Genomic DNA, 26,792 nt, shown 5'->3' with positions numbered 1-26,792 from the left:
CGAACCTGACCACGGGCGCGGACGAGCCGCACCCCCGAACCCATGACGGCGGGGCCGCCCGCCCGCACCGCGGCGCCCGCGGCCGGTCGGACCGCGGAGCCGGCGGCTACTTGAACCGCAGCGCCTTCAACGCCCGCAGCCCGCCGGTCATCACCGCGGCGAACTGCCGGTCGTCCAGGCCGAACGAGGGCGCGATCGGCATCAGCCGCTGGGTCGCGATGGTCTGCGCCTCGGTGAACCGCAGCAGGCCCTCGGCCCCGTGCCTGCGGCCGAGCCCGGAGTCCCCCATGCCTCCCATCGGCGAGGCGACCGAGCCGTACGCCGCCGCGTAGGCCTCGTTGACGTTGACCGTGCCGGTCCGCAACCGGGCCGCGACCGCCCGGCCGCGCCGCTGGTCCCCGCTCCAGACGCTGGAGTTCAGCCCGTACGGCGTGGAGTTGGCCGCGGCCACCGCCTCGTCGTCGGTGTCGAAGCGGTAGACGGAGACGACCGGGCCGAAGGTCTCCTCACCGCAGACCGCCATCTCGGGGGTCACGCCGTCGAGGATGGTCGGCTCGAAGAAGAAGGGGCCGAGGTCGGGCCGGGCGCGGCCGCCGGCCAGCACGGTGGCGCCCGCCTTGACGGCCTCCTCGACGTGCCGGGTGGTGGTCTCCAACTGGCGGACCGAGACCAGCGAGCCCATGTCCGCGCCGTACGCGAGGCCGCCGCCAAGGCGCAGCGCCCGGGTGCGGGCGGCGAAGCGCTCCAGGAACCCGTCGGCCACCGACCGGTGCACCAGCAGCCGCTCGATCGAGATGCACAGCTGCCCGGCGGAGGAGAAGCAGGCCCGGACGGCGCCGGCGGCGGCCCGGTCGAGGTCGGCGTCGGCGAGCACCAGCATGGCGTTCTTGCCGCCGAGCTCGAGCGAGGCGCCGACCAGGCGGGCGGCGGCGCGCTGGGCGACGTCGCGGCCGGTGCGGGTGGAGCCGGTGAACGAGACGTAGTCGGCGTGCTCCACGACGGCGGGGCCGATCACCGGCCCGTCGCCGATCACGACCTGCCAGAGGTCGGCCGGCAGCCCGGCCTCGACGAGCAGCTCCCGGGCCCACAGCGCGGTGAGCGCGGTCTGCGTGTCCGGCTTGTTGACCACCGCGTTGCCGGCCACGAAGGCGGGCAGGGCGTCGCCGACGGACAGCTCCAGCGGGTAGTTCCAGGGCGAGATGTGGCCGATCACGCCCTTGGGGCGACGGGCCTCGACGGCGTGGGTGAGCACCGGCAGGGCACCACCCCGCCGCTTGTCCCGCAGGTGGGCGTGCGCCGTCCGCCCGTAGTACCGGGCGGCCATGGCGACGGCCAGCACCTCCTCGAAGGCGTGCAGCCGGGCCTTGCCGGTCTCCGCCTGGACGAGGTCCAGCACCTCGTCCTGCCGCCGCAGCAGCAGGTCGTGGAAGCGCAGCAGGACGGCCGCGCGGCGGCGCACCGGCAGGGCGGCCCAGGCCGTCTGCGCGCGGCGGGCCAGCTGGAAGGCGACCTCGACGTCGGCCGGGGTGGACTGCGGCAGGCTGGCCAGCCGCTCACCGGTCAGCGGGGCGACGGTGTCCACCAGGCTGGGCTCGCCGGTGGCGGTGACCCCGGCGGCCAGCCGGGCGACCAGGGACGGCGGGACGGCCGCGGCGACGGTCCGGCCACCGCCGGGGGCGGGCGGGTTCCCGGTCGCGGAGTGTTCGGTGGCCACTGCGTCTGCTGTGAGGTCCGACATACGGCGCAGCCTAGGCGTTCGGGGGCCGGATCGGTACCCGTCGGTAACAAGAATCTGCCGCCGCCCGCCCGCAGGCCGGCCCCGGCGGATCGCGGCGGGCCTCAGCCGGCCTCAGCGGGCCTCAGCGGGCCTCAGCGGGTCGGCGTGAAGTAGTGGAGCACCGCGTTGAACCGCTGTTCGGCCTCGTTCCACTCGTTGCCCCGCTCCGGGCTGGAGGAGTAGATCGCGTAGCTGGTGCCGTCGTCGTCGATGAACTCGGCCTCGACCGCCCGGCGCCGGCCGCCCTCCTTGGCGGCGTAGCTGAACTCCCACACGGCCGCCTCGTGGCCGTTCACCGCGACGCCGGTCATCTTGTGCTGCTTGTAGTCCTTCAGCGTCCTGGAGACGGAGGTCTCCATCTGCCGCATGTGGTCCAGCGGCTTGACCGACTGCCCGACGGTGACGGCGAACTGCAGGTAGTGCACCTTGTTGTCGGGGCTGTAGTAGATCTGGTTGTCGGTCGTGGCGGTGCGCTGCCACACCGGATTGCCCGAGGGCAGCGGGAAGCGGAAGCCGGCCGGGTCGTCGACCCAGTGGTAGCCGCTGGGCGCCGCCGGTTCGGGGCTGGCGTCGCCGGTCGGCGTGGGGCTGGTGGTCGCGGTGGGGTCGGCGGTCGGCGTGCCGGGCTCCTGCCGGGTGGCGAAGAAGGTCGCGCCGGCGGCCACCAGGCCGACGGCGAGGGCGACGGCGGCGACCCTCAGCAGGTTGCGGCGCCTGGCCGGGCCGCGCGCGGGCGCGACGGGGTGTGCCACCGGCGTGACGCCGGTGGTCTGCGCCGGCGTGCCGAGGGCCGCGCTCCCCACCGCCTCCGGCAGGACGGCCGGCCCGCGCGGTTCGGTCGGCTCCTCGCCGTCCTTCCCCAGCGTGCCCTCCTCGGCGCCAGCCTCGGGGGCCGTCCGCTCGCTGCGGTCCACCACCGGCACCGACTGGGTGGGGGTGCGCACCGACGCCACCGACTTCAGGCCGATCGTGTGCCCGGCCTGCACCTCGGCGAGCATCCGGGCCGCCTCGTCCGCACTCGGGCGGTCCGCCGGGTCCTTGGCCATCAGCGCGGCCAGCACCGGCCCCAGCGGCCCGGCCCGGAGCGACTCCGGCAGCGGCTCGTCGACCACGGCCGCCAGGGTGGTGATCGGCGAGTCCCGGCGGAACGGCGACTGGCCCTCGACCGCCGCGTACAGCGTCGCCCCGAGGCCCCACAGGTCGGAGGCCGGGCCGGGCCGCTCGCCCTGGGCCCGCTCGGGCGCCAGGTAGTCCGGCGAGCCGACCAGGTCACCCGGCCGGGTCAGCTCGGTCGAGCCCTCGTACTTGGCGATGCCGAAGTCCAGCAGCACCACCCGCCCGGTGCCCCGCTCCAGCAGCACGTTGGCCGGCTTGACGTCCCGGTGCAGCACGCCGAGCTGGTGGCCTCGGTGCAGCGCGGCGAGCACCTGGCTGCCGACCTCGGCGGCGGCGCGCGGCGGCAGGGTGCCGTCCTGGCTGATCACGTCGGCCAGCGAACGGCCGTCGACCAGCTCCATCACGATCCACGGCCGGCCGTCCTGCTCCAGCACGTCGTGCACGGTGATCACGCCGGGGTGCTTGATCCGGGCGGCCGCGCTGGCCTCCCGCTTCATCCGGGCGTGCAGGATCTGCAGGTCCTCCTCGGGCAGGTGGTTGACGGTCAGCTCCTTGACCGCGACCTCGCGGTCCAGCATCCGGTCCCAGGCCCGCCAGACGGTGCCCATCCCGCCCCGGCCGAGCCGGTCGCCCAGCTCGTACCGCCCGGCCAGCAGCCGCTCCGCGTCGGCCGCATCCGGCCGGTCCTGCACGCCCATCGGCGACCGCTCCCCCTCACATCCGCCTGCCGTCACCGCGACGGAGGGCCTGGTGCAGACCACTGTTCGAACAAATCCCACGCACACCCTAGGCGTACCGTGCCGCCCCCGGTAATCACGCCCACCCGCCGGAACGACGCGGCCGGACGCTCCCGGGCCGTCAGCCTGCGAACAGCACCACCGCGGCGACCCCCAGCACCAGCACCAGGAAAACGCCCCCCACCAGCAACGGCCCCAGCAGGGCCGGGGGTATCCGCGGCGGCTTCGACCGCCCCGCCCGCGCGGTGCCCCCGTCGCCGTCCGCCGCCCCTGCGACGGGGGCGGCCGGCGCGCCGGCCGTGCCCCGCCCGCGGCGGCGCGGCCGCAGCGGGACCAGCGGCCCCTCCGGTCGCAGCACCACCGCCCGCGCGGCCGACTCCTCGTCGACCGGCTCCGGCGCGCCCGCCAGCAGCACCGCCAGGTCCGACCGGACGCCCTCCGCGGTCGGTCTCAGCGCCGGATCGGGCTGCAGCAGCCGCTCGGCCACCGGCGCCAGCGGTCCGCAGACGTCCACCGGCGCGCGCCGCCCGTCCCGGACGGCCGTGACCAGCTCGGGGACGCTGCCGTCCGGGAACGGCGAGCGGCCGCCGACCATCCGTTGCACCAGCACGCCGAGCGCCCAGCAGTCGCCCGCCGGGCCGCCGTCCAACGGCCAGCGCTCGGCCACCGGGCCGACCAGGGCGGCCCGCACCTCGTACCGGCGGCGGCCGCCGGGGCCGCCGAGGTCCTCGGCCAGCGCCTCCTCCGCCACCCCGGACAGCAGCCCGCCGAGCATCGCCGCGCCGTCCTCGCAGACCAGCACCGCGTCGGCGGTCAGGTTCCCGTGGACGAGCCCGGCCTCGTGCAGGGCCCGCAGCGCGCCGGCCAGGTCCGCGGCGAGTTCGGCCGCGCGGTACGGCGGCACGGGTCCGGCGGTGAGGAGCTCGGCCAGGGAGAGGCCGGCCGGGCGTTCCTCGACCGTCCACAGCAGGTCGCCCTCGACGAACGCGCCGACCCCGCGCAGCAGCCGCGGGTGCCGGGTCGGCGCGGCCGACCCGACCGCCGCCACCCGGCGCACCAGCCGGTCGGCCTGCTCGGGCACCTCGTCCTCGGGGTCCTGACCGGCGGTCAGCAGCGCGGGCAGTTCGAGGCCGCGCAGCAGCACCGACTCCCCGGTCCGCTCGTCCACCGCCACCGCACGCAGGGGTCGCGGACGGTCCGTCAGCCGGTACCGCCCGCCCAGCAACTGTCCGGGACCGCCTCGCATGCCAGTTCCTCTCGCTCACCGGTCAGCCTACTGAGCGACACGCCCTAGGCTCGGAGCCATGGACTGGACCGATCTGATCGACACCGCCTTCACGGTGGCGGGCAATAGCGACCGAGCCGACCGGGCCGATGCCGTACGGACGGTCGAGGCGGCGGTCATCGGCGGCGAGAACCCGGTCGCCTCCACGGCCGGGCGCCATCCCGACCACTTCCGCAAGGGCGTGCTCGTCCTCACCACGCACCGGCTGCTCTTCCTCAAGGACGGCAAACCGCCGGTCCCGGTTCCGCTTTCGGCGGTCACCGACGCGACCGTGGCCCGGACGAAGCTGAACGGCGACGTGCTCACGGTGGTCGCGCTGACCGGCTCGCACCGCTTCGAGGACGTGGTGAAGGCCGACGTCTTCGCCGAGCAGCTCCGGGCGGCCGCCGGGCGCGCCCGCACCGTACCGGCCGCGGCCTCCGCGCCGGTCCCGGCGGAGGCCGACGCCGGCGGGCAACTCGTCGACCAGCTGGAACGGTTGGCCGCCCTGCACCGCTCCGGGGCGCTCACCGACGAGGAGTTCACCCGGGCCAAGGCCCGCCTCATCGGCTAGCGCGTGTCGTCACACCCGCGGCTGCGGGGCTCCGAAGACGAACCCTAGGCCCTGCCGCCGGCCTGCCGGTGCCGACGCGGCGGGCGGCGGCGGCCGGATCCGGCTACGGCGGCGGCTGGAAGGTGGCGAAGGCCGTGTCCCGGGCCTGGGCGTTGGCCGGCGCGGCCCAGTCCGCGTCCGGGGTGATCCAGTAGATGGCGTACCCGTACTTGGCCGGGTTCCCGGTCACGAAGCCGCGGTTGAGCGAGTGGGTCCGCGGCGAGCCGCTGATCCACTCCCAGTCCGCGGCGTTGGTCCACTGCCGGTAGGTGATCGCCGCCAGGTTGACCCGCTGGTAGTTGGTGACCTTGCCGCGCAGCCCCGGCTCGGATTCCTGCCAGTCCGCGACGGCGCTGGGGCCGGGGGTGGTGGTCCACTCGATGGTCAGGGTGCTGCCGTTGCCCTTGAAGATCCGGCGGACGCCGTCCGAGCCGGCCGGCTGCAGCCAGTCCGGCAGGACGACCGAGAAGCCGGTCGAGTCCTTGTACTCGTGGTAACCGGCCGGCACGGCGGCCCCGGACGGGGTCGGCGTGGGGGTCGGGGTGGGCGTCGACGCCGCGGTGGCGGCCGGCGGCGTGGTGGCCGGCGCGGCGCCCGTGGCGCCCGTGGCGGGCGGCGACGTCTCCCCGGCCGGCGTACCGGGCGCCGGAGTGCCGGGGGCGGGGCTGCCCGGGGCCTGGGTGCCGCCGGCCGGCGCGGGTTCGGCGGGCGCCGTCCCGGTGCCGGACGCGCCGGTGCCCGGCCCGTCCGACGTGGTGGCCACGACCGGCGAGGTGGCGCCCGCGCCGTGCGCGGACTCGCCCTTGCCGCCGCCGACGGCCTGGACCACCGCGATCACCCCGGCGATCAGCAGCAGCACCAGCACCACCGTGACGACGGCCAGCCGCCGCCGGCCGTTGCGCGGGTCGGCGCCGGCCGCCTGGGTCGCGCCCAGGGTCCACTCGCTGGTCACCGGCCGGATCGGCTCGGTCTCCGGCGGCGCGGCGGGCGGCGCGGCGGGCGTCGGCGCGGGTTCCGCGGCCGGCTCGGCGACGGGCGCCGGCAGGACCGCCGCGGGCTTCTCCTCCTTGGCCCGGCTGCCGACCCGGACGGTCCCCAGCAGCCCGCCGACGGGCCGCTTGCGGACCTCCTCGGCCTTCACCGCGGGCTCCTCGGCCCGCTCGGGCTCCGCGGCCGCGGCGGCCGGCTCCTCCGCCGGCGCCGTGACGGGCACCGCGTGCTCGGTGGTCGACTCGGCCTTCGCGGTGGCCTCGGCGACCACCCGCTTCAGCATCGACCGGGTCTGCGAGGCGTCCAGCCGCTCGGCCGGGTCCTTGGCCAGCAGGCCCTCGATCACCGGCCGCAGCGCCCCGGCGTTGACGGGGGCCGCCAGCTCCTCGGTCATCACCGCGGTCAGGGTGGCCAGGGCCGAACCCCGGTCGTACGGCGGGCGGCCCTCCAGCATCGCGTAGAGCGTTCCGCCCAGCGACCACAGGTCGGCCGGCGGGCCGGGCTTCTGCCCGCGGGCCCGCTCGGGGGATATGTACGAGGGCGCGCCGACGAGCATGCCGGTGGAGGTCACGGAGGCGTCGCCCTCGACGCTGGCGATGCCGAAGTCGGTGAGCACGACCCGGCCGTCCTCGCCGATCAGCACGTTGGACGGCTTGACGTCGCGGTGCAGGATGCCGAGCGCGTGGGCGGCGCTCAGCACGCCCAGCACGTCGAGCGCGATCTCGGCGGCGCGGGCGGGCTCGAGCGGCCCGTCCTCGCGGATGACGTCGGCCAGCGAGCGGGACTCGACCAGCTCCATGACGATCCACGGCCGGTCGTCCTCCTCCACCACGTCGAAGACGGTGACGGCGGAGTTGTGCCGGATCCGGGCGGTCGCCTTGGCCTCGCGCAGCGTCCGGACGATCAGCCGGTGCTTCTCCTCCTCGTCGACGCTGGCGTTCATCCGCAGTTCCTTGACCGCGACGGTCCTGCCCAGCATCTCGTCCTCGGCGCGCCAGACGGTGCCCATGCCACCGCGCCCGAGCACGCCGTTCAGCCGGTAGCGGCCGGCCAGGAGGCGGCCGGTGGAACCCTGCGCCTGGGTCATTCGGAACGTTCCCCCATGTGCTGCTGGCGGTCGTGGTGACGGCGTGTCGGCCCGCCTCAGGCCGAACGCCGAAGCCTCCATCATCCCCTGTCCCCGGGGCCCGCGACCACCCGGCCCCCGTCCCAAGCCGGGACATAGCGGAAGCGGTGCGGCGCTCCGTGCCCGATCTGTGATCGAAAACTCGCCAAGATCTGTTCGAGACACTGCTACCGTTCGGCAGCTCGTAGTCTTCCCGGGGGGATCCGACGTCCATGACCGCACCCGCTCCGGGCGCTGACGGCCAGTCGGGACGGCCGCGCACCGCCCAGCACTACTCGGTCGCGCCGGCCATGGAGGCCCCGGAGGGCTACGTCGCGCCCGGGATGCCCGGTGCGCCGGTGGCCGGATACGACCCGGCCCCCCGGGTCCGGCACGCCCGCCCGCGCCGCCGCACCGCCCTGGCGGTCGCCCTGGCCGTCCTCGCCGGGCTGATCGGCGGTCTGGCCTACGGCTGCGCGCCGCTGCGGGCCGCGGACAGCCTCGGCTGGCTGGCCATCGCGCTCGCCGCCCTGGTCTCCCTGCCGCTGGGCCTGCTCGGCGGCCGCAGCCGGGTGCTTCCGCTGCTCGGGTCGCTGCTCTCGGCCGGTTCGCTGCTGATCGGCCAGCTGACGGTCCAGCTCCGCCGGGTGCACGCGGCCGGCCCGGGCCCGCGCGGGCTGCCGCACGAGGCGCTGGCGCACTGGCGCGCCGAACTGCGCACCCTCGACCTGGCCTTCTACGGCATCGCGGTGGTCGGCGGCTTCCTGCTCACCCGCCGCACCGTCAACCGGGGCTGACCACGGGTCGGGGCCCCGGACGCGCCGGAGCCCCCGCCGGCGTGCCGGCGGGGGCCCGGGAGCGGACCGGGGGCGGTGCTCAGCGGTGGTGGAGCGCCGGGTTGACGGTCACCTCGACCCGCTGGAACTCCTTGAGCTCGGTGTAGCCGGTGGTGGCCATCGCGCGGCGCAGCGCGCCGAACAGGTTCATGGTGCCGTCGGGGGTGTGCGAGGGGCCGGTCAGGATCTCCTCGGTGGTGCCGACCGTGCCGAGGTCGACGCGCTTGCCGCGCGGCAGCTCCTCGTGGACGGCCTCCATGCCCCAGTGGAAGCCCTTGCCGGGCGCGTCGGTGGCCCGGGCCAGCGCGGCACCGATCATCACCGCGTCGGCGCCGCAGGCGACGGCCTTCGGGATGTCGCCGCTGTAGCCGACGCCGCCGTCCGCGATCACGTGTACGTAGCGGCCGCCGGACTCGTCCATGTAGTCGCGGCGGGCCGCGGCCACGTCGGCGACGGCGGTGGCCATCGGCACCTGGATGCCGAGCACGTTGCGGGTGGTGTGGGCGGCGCCGCCGCCGAAGCCGACCAGCACGCCGGCCGCGCCGGTGCGCATCAGGTGCAGGGCCGCGGTGTAGGTGGCGCAGCCGCCGACGATCACCGGGACGTCCAGCTCGTAGATGAACTGCTTGAGGTTGAGCGGCTCGGCGCCGCTGGAGACGTGCTCGGCCGAGACGGTGGTGCCGCGGATGACGAAGACGTCGACGCCGGCGTCCACGACGGCCTTGGAGAACTCGGCGGTGCGCTGCGGCGAGAGGGCGGCGGCGGTGACCACGCCGGAGTCGCGGACCTCCTGGATCCGCTGCTTGATCAGCTCGGCGCGGATCGGCGCGGAGTAGATCTCCTGCAGGCGGCGGGTCGCAGCGGCCTCGTCGGTGATCGTGGCGATCTCGTCGAGCAGCGGCTGCGGGTCCTCGTAGCGGGTCCAGAGGCCTTCCAGGTTCAGCACGCCGAGACCACCGAGGCGGCCGATGGCGATGGCCTGCTGCGGCGAGACCACGCTGTCCATGGGGGCGGCCAGGAACGGCAGCTCGAAGCGGTAGGCGTCGATCTGCCAGGCGATCGAGACCTCCTTCGGGTCCCGGGTACGGCGGCTGGGGACGACGGCGATGTCGTCGAAGGAGTACGCCCGTCGGCCGCGCTTGCCTCGCCCGATCTCGATCTCAGTCACTTCGAGCCCTTCTGGTTTGTTGCTCATGCCCGCCGGGTCACCCCGGCCGCACCCAGTATCCCGCACCGGGGGTGCCCGCGCCCCGAGGGCCCGGACCCCGGACAGGCCGGAGGGCCCGCCGTACGGCGGGCCCTCCGGTTCTCAGCGGTCCAGCGGCTCAGCGCGCCGAGTAGTTCGGCGCCTCGACGGTCATCTGGATGTCGTGCGGGTGGCTCTCCTTGAGGCCCGCCGAGGTGATCCGGACGAACCGGCCCTTGCTCTCCATCTCGGCGATGGTGGCGGCGCCGACGTAGCCCATGGTCTGGCGCAGGCCGCCGACCAGCTGGTGCAGCACGGCCGACAGCGGGCCGCGGTACTGCACCTGGCCCTCGATGCCCTCGGGGACGAGCTTGTCGTCCGAGGCCACCTCGGCCTGGAAGTAGCGGTCCTTGGAGTACGAGCGGCCCTGGCCGCGGGACTGCATGGCGCCCAGCGAGCCCATGCCGCGGTAGGACTTGAACTGCTTGCCGTTGATGAACAGCAGCTCGCCCGGGGACTCCTCGCAGCCGGCCAGCAGCGAGCCCAGCATCACGGTGTCGGCACCGGCGGCCAGGGCCTTGCCGATGTCGCCGGAGTACTGCAGGCCGCCGTCGCCGATGACCGGCACGCCGGCCGCCCGGCAGGCCACCGCGGCCTCGTAGATGGCGGTGATCTGCGGGACGCCGATGCCGGCGACCACGCGGGTGGTGCAGATGGAGCCGGGGCCGACGCCGACCTTGACGCCGTCCACGCCGGCGTCGATCAGCGCCTGGGCGCCGTCCCGGGTGGCGACGTTGCCGCCGACCACGTCGACGCCGACGGCCGACTTGATCTTCTCGATCCAGGCCAGCGCGTTGTGGCTGTGCCCGTGCGAGGTGTCCACCACGAGGAAGTCCACGCCCGCCTCGACCAGGGCCTGGGCCCGGTCGAACGCCTCGGCGCTGGCGCCCACGGCGGCACCGACCAGCAGACGGCCCTCGGCGTCCTTGGCGGCGTTCGGGTACTTCTCGGCCTTGACGAAGTCCTTGACGGTGATCAGGCCCTTGATCCGGCCCTCGTCGTCGACCAGCGGCAGCTTCTCGATCTTGTGGCGGCGCAGCAGCGCCATCGCGTCCTCGCCGGAGATGCCGACCTTGCCGGTGATCAGCGGCATCGGGGTCATGATCTCGCGGACCTGGCGGGTGCGGTCCGACTCGAAGGCCATGTCGCGGTTGGTGACGATGCCGAGCAGCTTGCCGGCCTCGTCGGCGATCGGCACGCCGGAGATGCGGAACTTGGCGCACAGCGCGTCGGCCTCGGCCAGCGTGGTGTCCGGGCCGACGGTGATCGGGTCGGTGACCATGCCGGACTCGGAGCGCTTCACCAGGTCGACCTGGTTGGCCTGGTCCTCGACGGACAGGTTGCGGTGCAGCACGCCGACGCCGCCCTGGCGGGCCATCGCGATGGCCATCCGGGCCTCGGTGACCTTGTCCATCGCCGCGGAGAGCAGCGGGATGTTGACGCGGACGTTCCGGGAGATCCGCGAGGAGGTGTCCACCTCGTTCGGCAGCACCGCGGAGGCCCCGGGCAGCAGCAGGACGTCGTCGAACGTGAGCCCGAGCATGGCGAACTTCTCGGGTACGCCTGCGGCGTTGTAAGACATTTCGGGGGTACCTTCCGTGGCCGGCCTAATCCGCTCACGCCCTGAGGGTGGGGGCGCGTTCATCGCTCACTCGCGCAGACCGCCGAAAGCCGGGTGGTTTTGGAGGAACCTCCAGGAGAACCGCACACTCACCCGCGAAACTTTGGCAACCCGCCCAGGCGCCGATACCCCATGGTACTGGCACCGGGAATGTGTCCTCGTGTGCCCTTGACAACACCAGGCGCCGCCGTCCCATTCCGGCGGGCCCGACGGCTCAGGAGGACTCCTCCGCGAGCGCCCGCAGCCTGCTGAGCGCGCGGTGCTGCGCCACCCGGACGGCGCCGGGCGACATCCCCAGCACCTCGCCGGTCTCCTCCGCCGACAGCCCGGCGGCCACCCGCAGCAGCACCAGCTCGCGCTGACGGGCCGGCAGGTTGGAGAGCAGCTCCTTGGCCCAGGCCGCGTCGCTGCTCAGCAGCGCCTGCTCCTCCGGGCCGAGCGCCTCGTCCGGCACCTCCGGCAGGTCGTCCTGCGGCATCACGGTCGAGCCGGGCCCGCGCATCGCGGCCCGCTGCAGATCGGCGATCTTGTGCGCGGCGATGCCGTAGACGAAGGCCTCGAACGGCCTCCCCTGGTCCTTGTAGCGGGGCAGCGCGCACAGGACCGCGACGCAGACCTCCTGCGCGACGTCGTCCACGTGGTGCCGGGCCCCGCCCGGCAGCCGGACGAGCCGGCCGCGGCAGTAGCGCAGCGCGAGCGGGTGGACGTAGGCGAGCAGGGCGTCGATGGCCGGGCCCTCACCGCGAACGGCGGCCGCGACGAGCTCGCCCACCAGCGGCGAACTCCCCGTGCCGAGCACCGGGGGCCGGTCGGGGCCCGGGTCCGAGCCCGGACCGCCCGGGTCGGCGTACGACGGACCGCCACCCGGGGCGGAGGGCTCGGCCTCCACCGGGTCCGCCTGGCCGGCCGCGCCGGCGACGTCGTCGCGCATCGGTCCATGGTGCCTGGTCGATCGGGAAAACGCGGCACCGCGTCCGGAGTTGTGCACCGGAACGTTATGCGCTGCGGCGCCGTACGGCGTGCCGCCGCGCACCACCGGCCCCTCCTGCACCGTGCCGCCTCCCGCCCCGCCGAGGTCGGCGGTCCCGTCCGTCGCGCCGTCCGCCGAGTGTCCTGCGGCTGCGTGGTTCGCCGCAGTGCCTGTCCGCTGGTCCCCGAGGTGCTCCACTCCTCCATGGTGCAACCTCGGGACCGTAACGTCACACGCCCGTACGGCGTCCGCCCCGGGAGCCACCGGCGGCGCGCCGCACCCGGCGGCGCCGGCGGTGGTCAGCGGACCAGGCCCCAGCGGAAGCCCAGCGCCACCGCGTGCGCGCGGTCGGAGGCCCCGAGCTTCTTGAACAGCCGCCGGGCGTGGGTCTTGACGGTGTCCTCGGACAGGAAGAGCTCGCGGCCGATCTCGGCGTTGCTGCGCCCGTGGCTCATGCCCTCCAGCACCTGGATCTCACGCGCCGTCAGGGTGGGGGCGGCACCCATGTCGGGGCTGCGCAGCCGGCGCGGCGCGAGGCGCCAGGTCGGGTCGGCGAGCGCCTGGGTGACGGTGGCCCGCAGCTCGGCGCGCGAGGCGTCCTTGTGCAGGTACCCGCGGGCGCCCGCGGCGACCGCGAGCGCGACGCCGTCGAGGTCCTCGGCGACGGTGAGCATGATGATCCGCGCGCCCGGATCGGCGGACAGCAGCCGCCGGACCGTCTCGACCCCGCCGAGGCCGGGCATCCGGACGTCCATCAGGACGAGATCGGAGCGGTCGGCCACCCAGCGGCGGAGGACCTCCTCCCCGTTCGTCGCGGTGGTGACCCGGTCCACCCCGGGTACGGTCGCGACGGCGCGGCGAAGCGCCTCGCGGGCGAGCGGGGAATCGTCGCAAACGAGAACGGAAGTCATGACCGTCGTCCTCCGCAGCTGATCCGCGTCACGTTGAGCCTCCTGGCTGGTACGAACCTCTCCGACACGGCCGATCGGCGACAGAGTCCGTGCTGATCGCCTCAACTTCCCCGCGATCGTTCCCGACGTCCGGCGCCCGCTAACCGCCTCCGCACTTCCAACGACCGTCACTCGAATGAGTTACGGCCTTCAGGGCCATCTCCACCACTGTACGTGGCCAACTCATTACCGATCAGCCGCATCGCGGTGCACACGCCGCACTTTTGCGCAGCTCGCGCGCGGTGGGCGTACGACCCGCACACCGGTGCGGAGCCTCGCGCGCCCGTCGGCCACCCGATTGCCACGTCCGCGCCCGTCGAAGTCATTGCCCACTTTGCCCGTTTTTATAGCTTTCGTATGGTCATTGACTGTTGTGCCACTCTGTGGGTGACTTGTCCATGGAGTTGCCGTAAGTCATATTTCCAGGTGTCCACACCAGTGCATCGACGCCCCGCCGCGCACCCGGCAGCAGCCGGCCGAGCGCCGGCCCACGGGGGGCGAGCCTCTGAAGGGAATGAGCCATGGCAGATTTCTCCCGCCTCCCCGGCCCCAACGCGGACCTGTGGGACTGGCAGCTCTCCGCAGCCTGCCGTGGCGTGGACAGCTCGCTCTTCTTCCACCCCGAGGGCGAACGCGGGGCCGCGCGGAGTTCGCGCGAGGCCAGCGCCAAGGAGGTCTGCATGCGCTGCCCGGTGATCACCGAGTGCGCGGCGCACGCGCTCGCCGTCCGCGAGCCGTACGGCGTCTGGGGCGGGATGACCGAGGACGAGCGCGAGGAGATGCTGGGCCGCTCCCGGCACCGGCTGGTCGAGGTCCCGCTGACCCCGCCGGCCATCGCGCAGCGCTAGCCCCGCCTCGACGGCCTGCCGTGAAGAAACGTTTCTTCGCGGCGCCTCAGGCTGCTCCACCCCGCTCCCGGGGCACCCGGGGCCGCCGCGGGGCCGCCGGGCCTCAGCGGCCGGCCGCCCCCGCCAGGCGCTCCAGCATCAACGCCACGGCCGGCACCTCGGCCAGGTCCGGCAGGGTCAGCGCGACCACCTGCCGCACCGCCGGCGCCCCCGCGGCCGTCCGCACCGGCACCGTCGACACCCCGTCGGGGCGCACCGACTCCAGTGCCAGCCGGGGCAGCACCGCCACCCCCAGCCCGGCCGCCACCAGGCCGACCACCGCCGGGTAGTCGTCGGTCGCGAAGTCGATCCGCGGCTCGAAGCCCGCCCCCGCGCACAGCTCCACCAGGTGCCCCCGGCACTGCGGGCAGCCCGCGATCCACTGCTCCTCCGCCAGCTCGGCCAGCCCCACCGGCCCGCCGCGGCCCGCCAGCGGGTGCGCGGCGGGCAGCAGCCCCACCAGCGGGTCGTCGAGCAGCGGGGTGACCACCAGATCGGACCAGTCGGTGCCGGCGCTCAGCTGCTGCGCCTCCAGGTTGGCCTCGGCCCGCGCCTCGCGCGGCGTCCCGTGGGCGGGCGCCGGCAGCGCCGCGGCACCGTTCGACTGCGGGTACCGGAAGGCCAGCGCGATCTCGCACTCACCGCCGCGCAGCATCGCCAGCGACTCCGGCGGCTCCGCCTCGACCAGCGACACGCGCACCCCCGGATGGCCGTCCCGCAGCCGGGCGACAGCGGGCGGCACCAGGGTGGAACTCGCGGTCGGGAACGAGACCAGCCGCACCCGCCCGGCCCGCAGCCCGGCGATCGCGGCCACCTCCTCCTCGGCCGCGGAGAGCCCGGCCAGGATCCCGGTGGCGTGCTTGAGCAGCACCCGCCCGGCCTCGCTGAGCTGCATGCCCCGGCCCGAACGGACCACCAGCGGAGTGTCCACCGACTTCTCCAGGGCCTTCATCTGCTGGCTGATGGCGGGCTGCGTGCACCCCAGCTCGCGGGCGGCGGCGGAGAAGGAGCCGGTGCGGGCGACGGCACGCAGGACGCGCAGGTGGCGGGCCTCGATCATGCCTCAGTTATAAGGCAATCTTTGCTGTGCGCAAAATTCTACTGATAGTTGAAGGATGGAACACAGCCGGAAGGCCAACGGCCGACGGCCCCGCCCCGAGCCCTCCTCCCGCGAGCGGGCGAAAACACAGCCGGAAGGCCCGGCCGCGCCCCGTGAGGGGTGCGGCCGGGCCTCCGGTCAGACGGTTCGGGCGTCAGTGCGAGTGGCCGTGGCCGCCGTGGGAGTGACCGTTGTCGGCCTCCTCCTCCTTCTTCTCCACCACGAGGGTCTCGGTGGTGAGCAGCAGGGAGGCGATCGAGGCGGCGTTCTCCAGGGCGGAGCGGGTGACCTTGACCGGGTCGATGACGCCGGCCTTCAGCAGGTCGCCGTACTCGCCGGTGGCCGCGTTGTAGCCGTGGCCGGTCTCCAGCTCGGCGACCTTGTGGGTGATGACGTAGCCCTCGAGGCCGGCGTTCTGGGCGATCCAGCGCAGCGGCTCGTGCAGCGCCTTGCGGACGACCGCGACACCGGTCGCCTCGTCGCCCGACAGGCCCAGGCCGTCCTCCAGCACCTTGGCGGCGTGGACGAGGGAGGCGCCACCACCGGCGACGATGCCCTCCTCGACCGCGGCGCGGGTCGCCGAGATGGCGTCCTCGAGGCGGTGCTTGCGCTCCTTCAGCTCCACCTCGGTGGCGGCGCCGACCTTGATGACGCAGACGCCGCCGGCCAGCTTGGCCAGGCGCTCCTGCAGCTTCTCGCGGTCCCAGTCGGAGTCGGTCGCGGCGATCTCGCCCTTGATCTGGGCGACGCGGCCGGCGACGGCCTCGGCGTCACCGGCGCCGTCGACGACGGTGGTCTCGTCCTTGGTGATGGTCACGCGGCGGGCGGTGCCCAGCACGTCCAGGCCGACCTGGTCGAGCTTGAGGCCGACCTCCTCGGAGATGACCGTGCCGCCGGTCAGGGTGGCCAGGTCGCCGAGGATCGCCTTGCGGCGGTCGCCGAAGCCCGGGGCCTTGACGGCGACGGCGTTGAAGGTGCCGCGGATCTTGTTCACCACGAGGGTGGACAGCGCCTCGCCGTCGACGTCCTCGGCGATGATCAGCAGCGGCTTGGAGGCCCCGCCCTGCAGGATCTTCTCCAGCAGCGGCAGCAGCTCCTGGATGGAGGAGATCTTGCCCTGGTTGATCAGGATGTACGGGTCCTCGAGGACCGCCTCCTGACGCTCCGCGTCGGTGACGAAGTACGGCGACAGGTAGCCCTTGTCGAACTGCATGCCCTCGGTGAAGTCCAGCTCCACGCCGAAGGTGTTCGACTCCTCGACGGTGATGACACCGTCCTTGCCGACCTTGTCGATCGCCTCGGCGATCAGCTCGCCGACCTGGGTGTCCTGCGCGGAGAGGGACGCGACGGCGGCGACGTCGTCCTTGCCCTCGATCTCGCGGGCGACGGACAGCAGGTGCTCGGAGACGGCGGCGACGGCCTTGTCGATGCCCTTCTTCAGGGCGGCCGGGCCGGCACCGGCGGCGACGTTGCGCAGGCCCTCGTTGACCAGGGCCTGGGCCAGCACGGTGGCGGTGGTGGTGCCGTCACCCGCGACGTCGTTCGTCTTGGTGGCGACCTCCTTGACGAGCTGCGCGCCGAGGTTCTCGTACGGGTCGTCCAGCTCGACCTCACGGGCGATGGTGACACCGTCGTTGGTGATGGTCGGGGCGCCGAACTTCTTGTCGATGACGACGTTGCGGCCCTTGGGGCCGATGGTCACCTTGACGGTGTCGGCCAGCTTGTTGACACCGCGCTCCAGCGAGCGGCGGGCGTCCTCGTCGAACTGCAGGATCTTCGCCATGTTCCCTATTCCTTCGGGGCTGCGACCGGCCCACCGGTCGCCGGATTACGTGAACCAACGACCACGCCCCGGGCCACTGTCACGAAGTGACACGGATCCGGGGCGGGTCGGGACGACTTACTTCTCGATGATGGCGAGAACGTCGCGGGCGGAGAGGACGAGGTACTCCTCGCCCTGGTACTTCACCTCGGTGCCGCCGTACTTCGAGTACAGGACGATGTCACCGACGGCGACGTCGAGCGGCAGACGCTGGCCATCCTCGAAGCGGCCCGGGCCGACGGCCAGGACGACGCCCTCCTGGGGCTTCTCCTTGGCGGTGTCCGGGATAACCAGGCCGGAGGCCGTGGTGGTCTCGGCGTCGAGCGGCTGGACCACGATGCGGTCCTCAAGCGGCTTGATGGCAACCTTGCTGCTGGTGGTCACGTCCGAGCTCCCCTTCGGAGATTACGGGGTTTCTAACGGGTAGGAGCGAACCTGCGGGCCTGCCGTCGCGGGGGTCAGGCACGCGTCTTCGCGTTAGCACTCCCCCAGTGGGGAGTGCCAAGGACGACCATAGGCCCGTGTTAGCACTCAGTCAACCAGAGTGCCAACGGCGCGCCCGCGGATCCCGGCAACGGACGGGTGGTCGTACACGTGTGCGCCCGGGGCGGCCGGGCCGGGGAGGCGTCGCCCGGCCCGCTGCCCGGCGCCGTGCCGGTCACCGCCTTCCTGCTCCGCGGCGGCCGGTCCGAAACCGCCGGGCGCCGACCGGGATCCGGGTCGGCGCCGGCGCCCGGGCCCGCCCCGCCCTCCCGCTCCGCCGCGGCCGGCCGGGATCCGCGGGGTTCCTCCGGAACCGGTCAGAATGGGCCCGTGGACACCGAGAACCTCCAGCCCCTGCTGACCGCCGAAGGCCAGGCCCTGCTCGCCGAGCTGCGCGAGTTCGCGCCCGAGGAGGAGCTGGCGCTGGCCACCCGGCTGCGGCGGGGGCACCCGGCGGAGCTGGTGTCGGCGGCGTTCGGACAGGCCCGGCTGCGGCAGCGGGCGCGGGCGAAGTTCGGGGCGGACGCCGACCTCATGTACTTCACGCCCAACGGCGTCGAGCAGTCCACCCGCCGCAGCGTGGCCGAGTGGCGGGCGCGCCGCTTCGCCGACCTGGGCGTCCGGCGCCTGGCCGACCTGTGCTGCGGCATCGGCGGGGACGTCCTGGCGCTGGCCCGGGCCGGCATCGAGGTGCTGGCCGTCGACCGGGACCCGGCGGCCTGCGCGGCCACCGCCGCCAACGCGGCCGCGCTGGGCCTGTCCGACCTGGTCCGGGTGGAGTGCGCGGACGTCGCCGACATGGACGTGACCGGCTACGACGCGGTGTTCACCGACCCGGCCCGGCGGACCGCCCGCGGCCGGGTGTTCGACCCCGAGGCGTACGCCCCGCCGCTGTCCTGGGCGATCGAGGCCGGGCGCCGGACCCCGATCGGCGCGCTGAAGGTCGCCCCGGGCATTCCGCACGAGGCCGTCCCGGCCGACGCCGAGGCGGAGTGGGTCTCCGACCACGGCGACGTCAAGGAGGCGGTGCTCTGGTTCGGCACCGGGGCCTCCCGACCGCACCGCGCCACCCTGCTGCCGCAGGCCGCCAGCCTGACCGGCGGCGACCTGCCCGACCCGCCGGCCGGCCCGGTCGGGCGCTACCTGTACGAGCCGGACGGCGCGGTGATCCGGGCCCACCTGGTGGCCGAGGTGGCCGAGCAGGTGGGCGGCCGGCTGATCGACCCGAAGATCGCCTACCTCACCTCGGACCGCCTGGTCCCCACCCCGTACGCGCACGCCTTCGAGCTCACCGACGTGCTGCCGTTCCACATCAAGAAGCTGAAGGCGCTGCTGCGCGAGCGCGGGGTCGGCACGGTGGTGATCAAGAAGCGCGGGATGGCGATCACCCCGGAGGAGCTGCGCCGCCAGCTCAAGCCCTCGGGCCCGAACTCCGTCACGGTGATCCTCAGCCGCACCGACCACGGCCCGCTGATGATGCTCGGCCACCCGGCCTGACGGGCCGCCGGGCGGCTCCCGGACGGCTCCTAGGAGGCCGGGGGCTGGATGTAGTCCTCCAGCCGGGCCACCGAGAAGCCCTGCTCCTGGATCCGGGCCAGCAGGTCGGCGAACATCTGGGTCATCGTGGCGCCCTTGAGCTCCTTGGGGCCACGGAAGTGCGCCAGGATGATGTCACCGGACTTCAGCTTCTTGTCGGCCGCCTGGTACTGCATGTCGTGGATCTGCATCGACTCGCGCCACAGCACGATCGCGCGCGGGCCGCACTGCTGCACCGAGGTGTTCAGGGTCGGCGTGTTGGCGCCGTCGCCGAAGGGCGGGCGGAACAGCAGCGGGGCGGTGCCGTACTGCTGGGTGAGCGCGGCCTGGTCGTCGCAGATCTCGGACTTCTGCTTCTCCGGCGGGATCTTGCTCATCACCGGGTGGCTGACGGTGTGGTTCTGGATGTGGTTGCCCAGGGCCTGCAGCGGCTTGAAGTAGCCGTAGTCGTTCTTGACGATGTCCTTGGTCAGGAACATCGAGATCGGCACCTTCAGCTCGGTCAGCATCTCGACGAACTTCGGGTCCTTCTCGGCGCCGTCGTCGATGGTGATGAAGACGACCTTGTCGCTCGTCTTGATGTCGCTGAACACCGGTACGGTGCCCGTCCGTTCGAGCTTGACGGGCTTGTCGGCGGGCGGTGCGGGGGCCGGCGCCAGCGGCTTGAGGTTCCACTTCGCCCAGGCCGCCGCGTCACCGGCCGCCGGGGCGGGGGCGGGCGTGCCGGCCGGGCCGGTCGACGCGGCGCCGCCGGTGGGCTGCGGCACGCCCGCCGAGGTCCCGGCAGGGGCCGGGGCGGCGGCGGTGCCGCCGCCGTTGTCCCCGCATCCGGTGGCCAGGGCCAGCAGGGCCAGCGCCCCCACCGCGTACGTCCTGGTCCTGCTCCGCCCGTCCCTGCTCACCGCACCGCGCTCCCCGGATCCGTCCAGCTTCTTATCAGCTATGCACGGTAACGGGCCGGGTCGCGGTTCCCGGTGAGGCCCTACTCGACGTGTTGACTGGTGAAGGACCAGCGGTGCACCGGGCGGCCGAGCAGTTCGGCCGGCGGTTCGGCGACCGGTACGGCCTCGCCGGCCCACCAGGTGATCAGCAGCACCCGCTCACCGGGCGCGCCGAACAGCTCGGTGCGCTCCAGCCCGGGCGAGCCGCGCAGCGCCGGCAGCGCCACCTCCCGCACCCAGGCGGTGAGTTCGGCCCCGCGGCCGTCGGCGGCCCGGGCCTCCCACATGGCGGCGACGGTCATGCCGTGCCACCGCCGAGGGCGTCGTAGGCCTGGCCGTGCAGGTCCGTGTGCGGGACGTGCACCTCGGTCACCGGCAGCGAGGAGTCGGCGGACAGGTCGAAGGCGGACGGCGTGCGACCGCGCCAGACCATCTCGGAGCCGAGCGCCGCCACCATCGCGCCGTTGTCGGTGCACAGGCCCGGCCGGGGCACCCGCAGCCGGATCCCGGCCCGGTCGCAGCGCTGCTGGGCCATCTCGCGCAGCCGCGAGTTGGCGGCCACCCCGCCGCCGATCATCAGGTGGTCGACGCCGTTCTCCTTGCACGCCTTGACGGCCTTGCGGGTGAGCACGTCGGTGACGGCCTCCTGGAAGGACGCCGCCACGTCGGCGATCGGCACCTCCTCGCCGGCCCGGCGCTTGGCCTCCACCCAGCGGGCGACGGCGGTCTTCAGGCCGGAGAAGGAGAAGTCGTACGCCGGGTCGTTCTTCCCGCTCAGCCCCCGCGGGAAGGCGATCGCCTTGCGGTCGCCCTCGCGGGCGGTGCGGTCGACCACCGGGCCGCCCGGGAAGCCCAGGCCGAGCACCCGGGCCACCTTGTCGAAGGCCTCGCCGGCCGCGTCGTCGATGGTCGCGCCGAGCGGCCGGACGTCGGTGGTGATGTCCTCGCTGAGCAGCAGCGAGGAGTGCCCGCCGGAGACCAGCAGCGCCATCGTCGGCGAGGGCAGCCGGCCGTGCTCCAGCTGGTCGACGCAGATGTGCGAGGCGAGGTGGTTGACCCCGTACAGCGGCTTGTCGAGCGCCCAGGCGTACGCCTTGGCGGCGCTGACGCCGACCAGCAGCGCGCCGGCCAGGCCGGGGCCGGCGGTGACCGCGATGCCGTCCAGGTCGCTCGCCTTGACCCCGGCGGTGTCCAGGGCGCGCTGGATGGTGGGGACCATCGCCTCCAGGTGGGCGCGGCTGGCGATCTCCGGGACGACGCCGCCGAAGCGGGCGTGGTCGTTGACGCTGGACGCGACCGCGTCGGCGAGCAGCGTGGTGCCGCGCACGATGCCGACGCCGGTCTCGTCGCAGGAGGTCTCGATGCCGAGGACGAGCGGTTCGTCAGCCATGGCGGGTGTCCTCAATGTCCTTCGGGTCAGTGCTGTCAGTGCTCGGGAGGTCGAGGCGCATCACCAGCGCGTCGACGTTGGCGGGCTGGTAGTAGCCGCGCCGGATGCCCACCGGTTCGAAGCCGTGGCGCTCGTACAGCCGCTGGGCGCGCGGGTTGTCCACCCGCACCTCCAGCAGCAGTTCGGCGCAGCCGCGCCGGGCGGCCTCCCGGATCAGGTCGGTGAGCAGCGCCGTGCCGAGGCCGGCGCCCTGGTGGCGGCCGTCGACGGCGATGGTCTGGACGTCGCCCTCGCCGGCGACGGCCATCAGTCCGGCGTAGCCGACGATCCTGCCGTCCGCGGCGGTGGCGACGGTGTAGTGGCGGGTGCCGCCGGGGTGGGTCTCGGCCAGTTCGGACCAGTACATCCCGTGGGACCACGCGTCCTCGGGGAAGAGCTCCAGCTCCAGCTCCATCACCGGATCGATGTCCCACCAGCGCATCGGGCGCAGGGTGGTGCCGTGGTTCACGCCGGGAGCACCGCCTTGTAGCCGGCCGGGACCTGGGCGTCCGGGCGGCGCAGGTACAGCGGGACGTTCGGCAGCAGCTCGCGCCCGGCGGCCAGCTCGGCGGCGGCGAAGCCGGCCAGGGCGCCAGCCGACACGTGCTCGGGGCCGTGCGCGCCGGGGAAGGCGTCGGGGTAAAGCAGCGCCCCGGCCCCGACCGCGCGCGGGCCCGGGGTCAGCTCGGCCGGGCGGTCCACGGCGGGGCCCTCCGTGCGCCGGCCGTCGGCGTCGTACGAGGCCCAGTAGACCTCCTTGCGGCGCGCGTCGGTGGCGACGGTGAACGGCTCCCCGGCCAGGCCCTCGGCGCGCGCCTGGAAGGCGATCGCGTCCAGGGTGCAGACGCCGTGCACCGGCAGTCCGAGCGCGTGGCCGAGCGCGGCGGCGGTCACCAGGCCGACCCGCAGGCCGGTGTAGGGGCCGGGGCCGACGCCCACCGCGATGCCGGTGAGCTGCTGCTTGTCGACGCCGGCCGACCGGAGCACGCCGTCGATCGCGGGCAGGAGCAGTTCGCCGTGGCGCCGGGCGTCGACCTGTTGGGTCTCGGCGAGGACGGCCGTGCCGTCGTGGACGGCGGCGGTGACGGCGGGGGTGGCGGTGTCGAACGCGAGCAGCAGCACGGGTCAAGGTTAGACCGAGGCTGCTCCGACCGGACGATCGGCCGATCGTGAGGGTGTGCCACCGAGGAACACACATCCGAGCCGCTGCGAACCGGCCGGGCGGACCTGGCACGATGGGGCCCGTACGTAAAGGGACGGCGGCGGGAGCGCGACGTGGCGAAGATGGGTCCTGGAGTGGTGGTCACGGGGCTGACCCTGGGGGCCCTGGCGGTGGTGAGCCTGCTGGCCTTCCAGGCCAACGGCGCACAGGACCGGGCGGGCGGCGCGAAGCCCGCCGCCAGCACCACGACGTCCAGCGGGCCGGCCGTCTCCGCGACGCCGACCGCGTCGGCGACCCCGACGGTCCCGGCGCTCCCGACGACCTCCGGCAGCGGCACCCGGGTGGTCTACTCGGTCGGCAGCCACTACGTCTGGCTGGTCGACCCGAAGAAGAACCCGCAGGTCGCGGCCGCCTTCCAGGTCACCCCGGGCTCGGTCGAGCCCGCCCCGGGCAGCTACGCGGTCTACAGCCGCACGCCCAACACCACCGGCACGGACGGCCGGCCGATCGAGCACGTGGTGCGCTTCGCGCAGCAGAACGGCGTGGTGTTCGGCTTCAGCGCCGCCATGGACGGCGCGACGGTGACCGCCGACCCGAAGGCCAAGACCGGCGGCATCCGCAGCGGCCGACCGGACGGTCAGCTGCTCTGGGACTTCGCGCCGAACGGCACCAAGGTGGTCGTGGTCGCCTGACGGCGGGTCGCGGTGGCCCGGCGCCGGATCACGCGGCCCGGGGAGCTCCGCTCTCCGGCTCCACGGCCGGGCGGGGTTCCGGCTCGGGCGGGGTGGACACCGCCTCGGCGGCCGCGCAGGCGGCCAGCAGGGCCCGCATCGGCGCCCCCTGGGCGCGACGGGCGGACTCTCCGGCCCCGGTGCCGCGCACGGCGCGCTCCGGGGCGGGGGTGGTGCTCGACATGGCGCCTCCCTAGTTAGGCAGACCTAACCGCAGCAACCATCCCACCACGCCCGGCACCCCGCCCGCAACACTTCCCGACAGCCTGTCGGCAAAACGGCGCACGCCCGGGGTGGGCGCCCCGTCACGCGCCGATCGCCCCGGAGCCCCCGGAGCCCGGGCATCCCCCGGACGCCCGCACGCCCGGACGGCTCAGGCGAGCGCCTCCAGGGCGACACCCGTCCAACGCGGGCCGACGCCCGTCAGCAGCACCCGGCGGGGGTCCAGGTCGTCCCCGTCGGCGCCGTCGCCCAGGGCGCGCTCGATCCGCACTTCCAGACGGTCGTCGGACAGCCGCTCGACCTTGCCCTCGCCCCACTCGACCACGACCACGGACTCGGGCAGCGAGACGTCCAGGTCGAGGTCCTCCATCTCGTCCAGGTCCCCGCCGAGCCGGTACGCGTCCACGTGGACCAGCGCCGGGCCGCCGACCAGCGACGGGTGCACCCGGGCGATCACGAAGGTCGGCGAGGTCACCGCGCCGCGGACCTGCAGCCCCTCCCCCAGGCCGCGGGTCAGCGTGGTCTTCCCCGCCCCCAGCTCACCGGAGAGCAGCACCAGGTCGCCCGGCCGCAGCAGGGCGGCCAGCTCCCGGCCGAGCCGGCCCATCCGCTCCGGGGTGGGGACGGTCAGAGTGGCGTGCGTGCCCATGCGCGTGTCGTGCCCTTCGGTCCGTGCGGCGCGCCGACCACCGGCCGCCCCCGCTACCGTGCCACATCACCGGCCCGGCGTGCGCCGCGCGGGGGCCCGCGGCGGCGGGCCGGGGCTCAGGACGGATCGAGGACGGCACCGGGCGGCGGTGCGGCCCCCGGCGGCGGCGCGGCGCCGGCGAAGTCCGCGGCCCGGCGCAGCAGCGCCGTCAGCTCCTGGTCGACCAGCTCCGGGCACTCCAGCATCACCAGGTGTCCGGCCCCCTCCGCGAGGACGAGCTCGGCGCCCGGCAGCCGCTCGGCCATCGCCTCGCTGTGCGCCGAGGGCGTCAGCAGGTCCTTCGTGCCGGCCAGCACCAGCGCCGGCAGGCCGCGCAGGGCGGCCAGCGCCCCGTACTTCTCGTGCGCCCCGAAGACCGGGTAGAACTCGGCGACCACGTCGATCGGGGTGGCGTCCAGCAGCTGCTCGGCGAAGCGCACCACGCCGGGGTCGACGTCCCGGCCGCCGAAGGAGAACCGCCGGTAGAAGACGGCGGCGACGTCCGCGCCCAGCCGCCTGGTTGCCTCCACCAGCTCGACCTGGCGGCCGAGCACCCGCATCACCCCGGGGGCGACCCGCTTGAACAGCTTCGCGCCGGCCGACGGCAGACCGAGGCTGACCTCGTTCCAGTCCCCCGCCAGGGTGCCGATCAGGGCCACCCCGGCGACGCGCTCCCGGAACAGCTCCGGGAACTGGTCGGCCAGCGCCATCACCGTCATGCCGCCCATCGAGTGGCCGACCAGCACCAGCGGCCCGGTCGGGGCGACGGCGTCGATCACGGCCTTGAGGTCGCCGCCCAGCTGGTCGATGCTGGCCGGCTCACCGGCCAGGAAGGAGCGGGAGCGCTCGGAGCGGCCGTGGCTGCGCTGGTCCCAGAAGACCAGCCGGGCGCTCTCGCGCAGTGCGGCCCGCTGGAAGTGCCAGCTGTCCTGGTTGAGGCAGTAGCCGTGGCAGAACACCACCGTCAGCGGCTCGGCGCCGGTGCCGGCGGCTCCGGACGGCTCGGCGGCGAGGCCGTCCAGCTCGACGTACAGCTCGGTGCCGTCCGGTGCGGCCACCCGGCGCGGGCGCCCGCGCAGCGAACCGTAGGGGGCCTCGGCGTCCAGCTGGGCGCGGGCCCGGCGGCGGGTCGCCCGGGCGCCGGTCAGCCGCTCGATCGCCACGCCCGCGGCCGCACCGGCCGCCAGCACGCCGACCGAGATCCCGATCACGCCCGCCCGGCTCACCCCGGAGGCCGCACCGGCCGCCTTGGCCACCGCCGCGACCGGGCTGCTCCCGTCCGGTCCCTCCGTCATGCCGTCAGGCCCGCGAGGTGGCTGCCGCCCAGGTAGCGGCGCGGCACCCGGGCGCCGATCCGGGTGACGATCTCGTACGAGATGGTGCCGCAGGCCCGGCCCCAGTCCTCGGCGGTCGGCTCCCCGCGCTCGCCGCTGCCGAACAGCAGCACCTCGTCGCCGACCTCGGGGACGTCCCCGCCCAGGTCCACGACGAACTGGTCCATCGCCACCCGGCCGGCCACGGTGCGCCACTTGCCGCCGATCTGCACCGGTCCGGTGCCGCTGGCGTGCCGCGGGACGCCGTCTCCGTAGCCGACCGGGACCAGGCCCAGCGTGGTCGGGCCCGGCGTCACGTAGTGGTGGCCGTAGCTGACGCCGTGCCCACCCGGGACGTGCTTGACCAGCGCCAGCCGCGCGGTCAGCGCCATCACCGGGCGCAGCCCGAAGTCCGCCGGCGAGCCCACCTCGGGCACCGGCGACAGCCCGTACGCGGCCAGACCGGTGCGGACCATGTCGAAGTGCGAGCCCGGCAGCAGCAGGGTGGCCGGCGAGTTCGCCAGGTGCCGCACCTCGGGGCGCAGCCCGGCCGCCTCGGCCTGCTCCAGCGCGACCTGGAAGGAGTCCAGCTGGGCCTGGATCGACGGGTGCCCCGGTTCGTCGGCGGCGGCGAAGTGCGACCAGACGCCGACCACGGTCAGCAGGCCCTCGGCCTCGGCGTGGCGGGCCGCCGCCACCAGTCGCGGCCAGTCGTGCGGCTGGCAGCCGTTGCGGCCCAGGCCGGTGTCCGCCTTCAGGTGCACCCGGGCCGGGACACCGGTCTCCCGGACGGCGGGCAGCAGCTCGTCCAGCGCCCACTGGCCGCTGACCGAGATGTCGAGGTCCGCACGCAGCGCCTCCCGCCACGGCCCGCCCGGCGTCCACAGCCAGCACAGGATCCGGGCCTGCTCCGGGCGGATGCCCGCGGCCCGCAGCGCCAGCGCCTCCTCGGGCGTGGCGCAACCGAGCCAGCCGACCCCGTTCGCGACCGCCTCGCGGGCGCACTCGACCGCGCCGTGGCCATAGGCGTCCGCCTTGACCGCGAGCATCACCGCCGCGCTGCCGACGCGTTCGCGCAGCGCGGCGAGGTTGCCGCGCAGAGCGGCCAGATCGATGGTCGCCTCGGCCCGTACGCCGTCGGTGAGGGTGGCCGTGCCGGTCGTGTTCGCAGTTGTCATCAGGGTCAGTCTCCCAGACGTCCCGGAGTCCTCGCCGAACGGCCCGTCGGCGCGGCGGCCGGCGCCCGGCCTCCCC

General features: G+C 74.5%; 25 protein-coding genes. 5 read left to right on the top strand and 20 right to left on the bottom strand.

All coding sequences use genetic code 11. The features are described 5' to 3' along the window. Positions 1 to 106 precede the first annotated feature (106 nt). The 3 genes from ACFYUY_RS16605 to ACFYUY_RS16595 form a co-directional block, all read right to left on the bottom strand. Positions 107 to 1,738: a succinic semialdehyde dehydrogenase gene (locus ACFYUY_RS16605; RefSeq protein WP_360209002.1), complete on the bottom strand. Its 1,632-nt coding sequence runs from the start codon at positions 1,736 to 1,738 to the stop codon at positions 107 to 109. 131 nt (positions 1,739 to 1,869) lie between these two features. Beyond that, positions 1,870 to 3,591, bottom strand: coding sequence for a protein kinase (locus ACFYUY_RS16600; protein ID WP_360209005.1), 1,722 nt, complete (start codon positions 3,589 to 3,591; stop codon positions 1,870 to 1,872). A gap of 160 nt (positions 3,592 to 3,751) precedes the next feature. Further along, on the bottom strand, positions 3,752 to 4,876 hold the full coding sequence (locus ACFYUY_RS16595; RefSeq protein WP_387901157.1) for a protein kinase: 1,125 nt from the start codon (positions 4,874 to 4,876) through the stop codon (positions 3,752 to 3,754). A gap of 58 nt (positions 4,877 to 4,934) precedes the next feature. Here ACFYUY_RS16595 and ACFYUY_RS16590 point away from each other — a divergent pair, with 58 nt between their 5' ends. Beyond that, on the top strand, positions 4,935 to 5,468 hold the full coding sequence (locus tag ACFYUY_RS16590; RefSeq protein ID WP_360209010.1) for an SHOCT domain-containing protein: 534 nt from the start codon (positions 4,935 to 4,937) through the stop codon (positions 5,466 to 5,468). Positions 5,469 to 5,571: 103 nt separating this feature from the next. On the opposite strand, the gene ACFYUY_RS16585 is transcribed toward ACFYUY_RS16590, so the two are convergent. Next, positions 5,572 to 7,584, bottom strand: a complete 2,013-nt coding sequence (locus ACFYUY_RS16585) for a serine/threonine-protein kinase (protein ID WP_387901153.1) — start codon at positions 7,582 to 7,584, stop codon at positions 5,572 to 5,574. 251 nt (positions 7,585 to 7,835) lie between these two features. On the opposite strand from ACFYUY_RS16585, the gene ACFYUY_RS16580 reads away from it, so the two are divergent. Next, positions 7,836 to 8,399, top strand: coding sequence for a hypothetical protein (locus ACFYUY_RS16580; RefSeq protein WP_387901150.1), 564 nt, complete (start codon positions 7,836 to 7,838; stop codon positions 8,397 to 8,399). 79 nt (positions 8,400 to 8,478) lie between these two features. Here the strand turns inward: ACFYUY_RS16580 and ACFYUY_RS16575 are convergent, their stop codons facing one another. The 4 genes from ACFYUY_RS16575 to ACFYUY_RS16560 all read right to left on the bottom strand — a co-directional run bounded on the left by ACFYUY_RS16575 (position 8,479) and on the right by ACFYUY_RS16560 (position 13,186). Next, positions 8,479 to 9,606, bottom strand: coding sequence for a GuaB3 family IMP dehydrogenase-related protein (locus ACFYUY_RS16575; protein ID WP_360209017.1), 1,128 nt, complete (start codon positions 9,604 to 9,606; stop codon positions 8,479 to 8,481). A gap of 157 nt (positions 9,607 to 9,763) precedes the next feature. Further along, positions 9,764 to 11,266 carry an IMP dehydrogenase gene (gene guaB, locus ACFYUY_RS16570; RefSeq protein WP_360209020.1) on the bottom strand — a complete coding sequence of 501 codons (1,503 nt, stop codon included), beginning with the start codon at positions 11,264 to 11,266 and terminating at the stop codon, positions 9,764 to 9,766. Between the two features lie 253 nt (positions 11,267 to 11,519). Continuing rightward, positions 11,520 to 12,236: an RNA polymerase sigma factor ShbA gene (gene shbA, locus ACFYUY_RS16565; RefSeq protein ID WP_360209022.1), complete on the bottom strand. Its 717-nt coding sequence runs from the start codon at positions 12,234 to 12,236 to the stop codon at positions 11,520 to 11,522. A 338-nt stretch (positions 12,237 to 12,574) separates the two neighbouring features. Then, complete coding sequence (locus ACFYUY_RS16560) at positions 12,575 to 13,186, bottom strand: response regulator transcription factor (protein ID WP_014136228.1); 612 nt, start codon at positions 13,184 to 13,186, stop codon at positions 12,575 to 12,577. 560 nt (positions 13,187 to 13,746) lie between these two features. Between ACFYUY_RS16560 and ACFYUY_RS16555 the strand changes: the two genes are divergently transcribed. Further along, the gene (locus tag ACFYUY_RS16555; RefSeq protein ID WP_360209025.1) at positions 13,747 to 14,073 is read left to right on the top strand and encodes a WhiB family transcriptional regulator; all 327 of its coding nucleotides are present in this window, start codon (positions 13,747 to 13,749) and stop codon (positions 14,071 to 14,073) included. Positions 14,074 to 14,176: 103 nt separating this feature from the next. Here the strand turns inward: ACFYUY_RS16555 and ACFYUY_RS16550 are convergent, their stop codons facing one another. The 3 genes from ACFYUY_RS16550 to groES all read right to left on the bottom strand — a co-directional run bounded on the left by ACFYUY_RS16550 (position 14,177) and on the right by groES (position 17,417). Continuing rightward, positions 14,177 to 15,172 (bottom strand): LysR family transcriptional regulator, encoded by a 996-nt coding sequence (locus ACFYUY_RS16550; protein ID WP_360209028.1) that lies wholly within the window; start codon positions 15,170 to 15,172, stop codon positions 14,177 to 14,179. Between the two features lie 193 nt (positions 15,173 to 15,365). Then, the gene (gene groL, locus ACFYUY_RS16545; RefSeq protein WP_360209031.1) at positions 15,366 to 16,994 is read right to left on the bottom strand and encodes a chaperonin GroEL; all 1,629 of its coding nucleotides are present in this window, start codon (positions 16,992 to 16,994) and stop codon (positions 15,366 to 15,368) included. 117 nt (positions 16,995 to 17,111) lie between these two features. Beyond that, the gene (groES, locus tag ACFYUY_RS16540) at positions 17,112 to 17,417 is read right to left on the bottom strand and encodes a co-chaperone GroES (protein ID WP_014136232.1); all 306 of its coding nucleotides are present in this window, start codon (positions 17,415 to 17,417) and stop codon (positions 17,112 to 17,114) included. A gap of 429 nt (positions 17,418 to 17,846) precedes the next feature. Here groES and ACFYUY_RS16535 point away from each other — a divergent pair, with 429 nt between their 5' ends. Then, on the top strand, positions 17,847 to 19,013 hold the full coding sequence (locus ACFYUY_RS16535) for a methyltransferase domain-containing protein (protein WP_387901144.1): 1,167 nt from the start codon (positions 17,847 to 17,849) through the stop codon (positions 19,011 to 19,013). A 29-nt stretch (positions 19,014 to 19,042) separates the two neighbouring features. Here ACFYUY_RS16535 and ACFYUY_RS16530 read toward each other — a convergent pair whose 3' ends face one another. The 5 genes from ACFYUY_RS16530 to tsaB form a co-directional block, all read right to left on the bottom strand. Beyond that, on the bottom strand, positions 19,043 to 19,954 hold the full coding sequence (locus tag ACFYUY_RS16530) for a polysaccharide deacetylase family protein (protein WP_360209036.1): 912 nt from the start codon (positions 19,952 to 19,954) through the stop codon (positions 19,043 to 19,045). A gap of 80 nt (positions 19,955 to 20,034) precedes the next feature. Continuing rightward, a complete protein-coding gene (locus ACFYUY_RS16525) occupies positions 20,035 to 20,295 on the bottom strand; it encodes a hypothetical protein (RefSeq protein WP_360209039.1) in 261 nt (86 codons plus the stop codon). Next, a complete protein-coding gene (gene tsaD / locus ACFYUY_RS16520) occupies positions 20,292 to 21,383 on the bottom strand; it encodes a tRNA (adenosine(37)-N6)-threonylcarbamoyltransferase complex transferase subunit TsaD (RefSeq protein WP_360209041.1) in 1,092 nt (363 codons plus the stop codon). The genes ACFYUY_RS16525 and tsaD overlap by 4 nt, the downstream gene beginning before the upstream one ends. Continuing rightward, a complete protein-coding gene (gene rimI / locus ACFYUY_RS16515; RefSeq protein ID WP_387901310.1) occupies positions 21,376 to 21,864 on the bottom strand; it encodes a ribosomal protein S18-alanine N-acetyltransferase in 489 nt (162 codons plus the stop codon). The genes tsaD and rimI overlap by 8 nt, the downstream gene beginning before the upstream one ends. Positions 21,865 to 21,887: 23 nt before the next feature. Beyond that, positions 21,888 to 22,544 (bottom strand): tRNA (adenosine(37)-N6)-threonylcarbamoyltransferase complex dimerization subunit type 1 TsaB, encoded by a 657-nt coding sequence (gene tsaB, locus ACFYUY_RS16510; RefSeq protein WP_387901140.1) that lies wholly within the window; start codon positions 22,542 to 22,544, stop codon positions 21,888 to 21,890. A gap of 162 nt (positions 22,545 to 22,706) precedes the next feature. Between tsaB and ACFYUY_RS16505 the strand changes: the two genes are divergently transcribed. Further along, complete coding sequence (locus ACFYUY_RS16505) at positions 22,707 to 23,276, top strand: hypothetical protein (protein WP_360209228.1); 570 nt, start codon at positions 22,707 to 22,709, stop codon at positions 23,274 to 23,276. Positions 23,277 to 23,304: 28 nt separating this feature from the next. Here the strand turns inward: ACFYUY_RS16505 and ACFYUY_RS16500 are convergent, their stop codons facing one another. The 4 genes from ACFYUY_RS16500 to alr all read right to left on the bottom strand — a co-directional run bounded on the left by ACFYUY_RS16500 (position 23,305) and on the right by alr (position 26,716). Next, the gene (locus ACFYUY_RS16500; protein ID WP_360209046.1) at positions 23,305 to 23,499 is read right to left on the bottom strand and encodes a hypothetical protein; all 195 of its coding nucleotides are present in this window, start codon (positions 23,497 to 23,499) and stop codon (positions 23,305 to 23,307) included. A 189-nt stretch (positions 23,500 to 23,688) separates the two neighbouring features. After that, the gene (tsaE, locus tag ACFYUY_RS16495; RefSeq protein WP_360209048.1) at positions 23,689 to 24,186 is read right to left on the bottom strand and encodes a tRNA (adenosine(37)-N6)-threonylcarbamoyltransferase complex ATPase subunit type 1 TsaE; all 498 of its coding nucleotides are present in this window, start codon (positions 24,184 to 24,186) and stop codon (positions 23,689 to 23,691) included. Positions 24,187 to 24,302: 116 nt separating this feature from the next. Beyond that, the gene (locus ACFYUY_RS16490; RefSeq protein WP_360209050.1) at positions 24,303 to 25,520 is read right to left on the bottom strand and encodes an alpha/beta hydrolase; all 1,218 of its coding nucleotides are present in this window, start codon (positions 25,518 to 25,520) and stop codon (positions 24,303 to 24,305) included. Continuing rightward, positions 25,517 to 26,716, bottom strand: a complete 1,200-nt coding sequence (gene alr, locus ACFYUY_RS16485; RefSeq protein WP_360209052.1) for an alanine racemase — start codon at positions 26,714 to 26,716, stop codon at positions 25,517 to 25,519. The genes ACFYUY_RS16490 and alr overlap by 4 nt, the downstream gene beginning before the upstream one ends. Positions 26,717 to 26,792 lie beyond the last annotated feature (76 nt).

Source organism: Kitasatospora sp. NPDC004745 (assembly GCF_042873275.1).
Taxonomy (GTDB): domain Bacteria; phylum Actinomycetota; class Actinomycetes; order Streptomycetales; family Streptomycetaceae; genus Kitasatospora.
The sequence above is the reverse complement of the archived record's forward strand: the minus strand, read 5'-3'. Positions and strand labels throughout refer to the sequence as shown.

Bases quoted from the DNA above. Each gene is read 5' to 3' on its own strand.
- ACFYUY_RS16605 (WP_360209002.1), bottom strand. From the start codon at position 1,738: ATGTCGGACCTCACAGCAGACGCAGTGGCCACCGAACACTCCGCGACC.
- ACFYUY_RS16600 (WP_360209005.1), bottom strand. From the start codon at position 3,591: ATGGGCGTGCAGGACCGGCCGGATGCGGCCGACGCGGAGCGGCTGCTG.
- ACFYUY_RS16595 (WP_387901157.1), bottom strand. From the start codon at position 4,876: ATGCGAGGCGGTCCCGGACAGTTGCTGGGCGGGCGGTACCGGCTGACG.
- ACFYUY_RS16590 (WP_360209010.1), top strand. From the start codon at position 4,935: ATGGACTGGACCGATCTGATCGACACCGCCTTCACGGTGGCGGGCAAT.
- ACFYUY_RS16585 (WP_387901153.1), bottom strand. From the start codon at position 7,584: ATGACCCAGGCGCAGGGTTCCACCGGCCGCCTCCTGGCCGGCCGCTAC.
- ACFYUY_RS16580 (WP_387901150.1), top strand. From the start codon at position 7,836: ATGACCGCACCCGCTCCGGGCGCTGACGGCCAGTCGGGACGGCCGCGC.
- guaB (WP_360209020.1), bottom strand. From the start codon at position 11,266: ATGTCTTACAACGCCGCAGGCGTACCCGAGAAGTTCGCCATGCTCGGG.
- shbA (WP_360209022.1), bottom strand. From the start codon at position 12,236: ATGCGCGACGACGTCGCCGGCGCGGCCGGCCAGGCGGACCCGGTGGAG.
- ACFYUY_RS16560 (WP_014136228.1), bottom strand. From the start codon at position 13,186: ATGACTTCCGTTCTCGTTTGCGACGATTCCCCGCTCGCCCGCGAGGCG.
- ACFYUY_RS16555 (WP_360209025.1), top strand. From the start codon at position 13,747: ATGGCAGATTTCTCCCGCCTCCCCGGCCCCAACGCGGACCTGTGGGAC.
- ACFYUY_RS16550 (WP_360209028.1), bottom strand. From the start codon at position 15,172: ATGATCGAGGCCCGCCACCTGCGCGTCCTGCGTGCCGTCGCCCGCACC.
- groL (WP_360209031.1), bottom strand. From the start codon at position 16,994: ATGGCGAAGATCCTGCAGTTCGACGAGGACGCCCGCCGCTCGCTGGAG.
- ACFYUY_RS16525 (WP_360209039.1), bottom strand. From the start codon at position 20,295: ATGACCGTCGCCGCCATGTGGGAGGCCCGGGCCGCCGACGGCCGCGGG.
- tsaD (WP_360209041.1), bottom strand. From the start codon at position 21,383: ATGGCTGACGAACCGCTCGTCCTCGGCATCGAGACCTCCTGCGACGAG.
- rimI (WP_387901310.1), bottom strand. From the start codon at position 21,864: ATGCGCTGGTGGGACATCGATCCGGTGATGGAGCTGGAGCTGGAGCTC.
- ACFYUY_RS16505 (WP_360209228.1), top strand. From the start codon at position 22,707: ATGGGTCCTGGAGTGGTGGTCACGGGGCTGACCCTGGGGGCCCTGGCG.
- ACFYUY_RS16500 (WP_360209046.1), bottom strand. From the start codon at position 23,499: ATGTCGAGCACCACCCCCGCCCCGGAGCGCGCCGTGCGCGGCACCGGG.
- tsaE (WP_360209048.1), bottom strand. From the start codon at position 24,186: ATGGGCACGCACGCCACTCTGACCGTCCCCACCCCGGAGCGGATGGGC.
- ACFYUY_RS16490 (WP_360209050.1), bottom strand. From the start codon at position 25,520: ATGACGGAGGGACCGGACGGGAGCAGCCCGGTCGCGGCGGTGGCCAAG.
- alr (WP_360209052.1), bottom strand. From the start codon at position 26,716: ATGACAACTGCGAACACGACCGGCACGGCCACCCTCACCGACGGCGTA.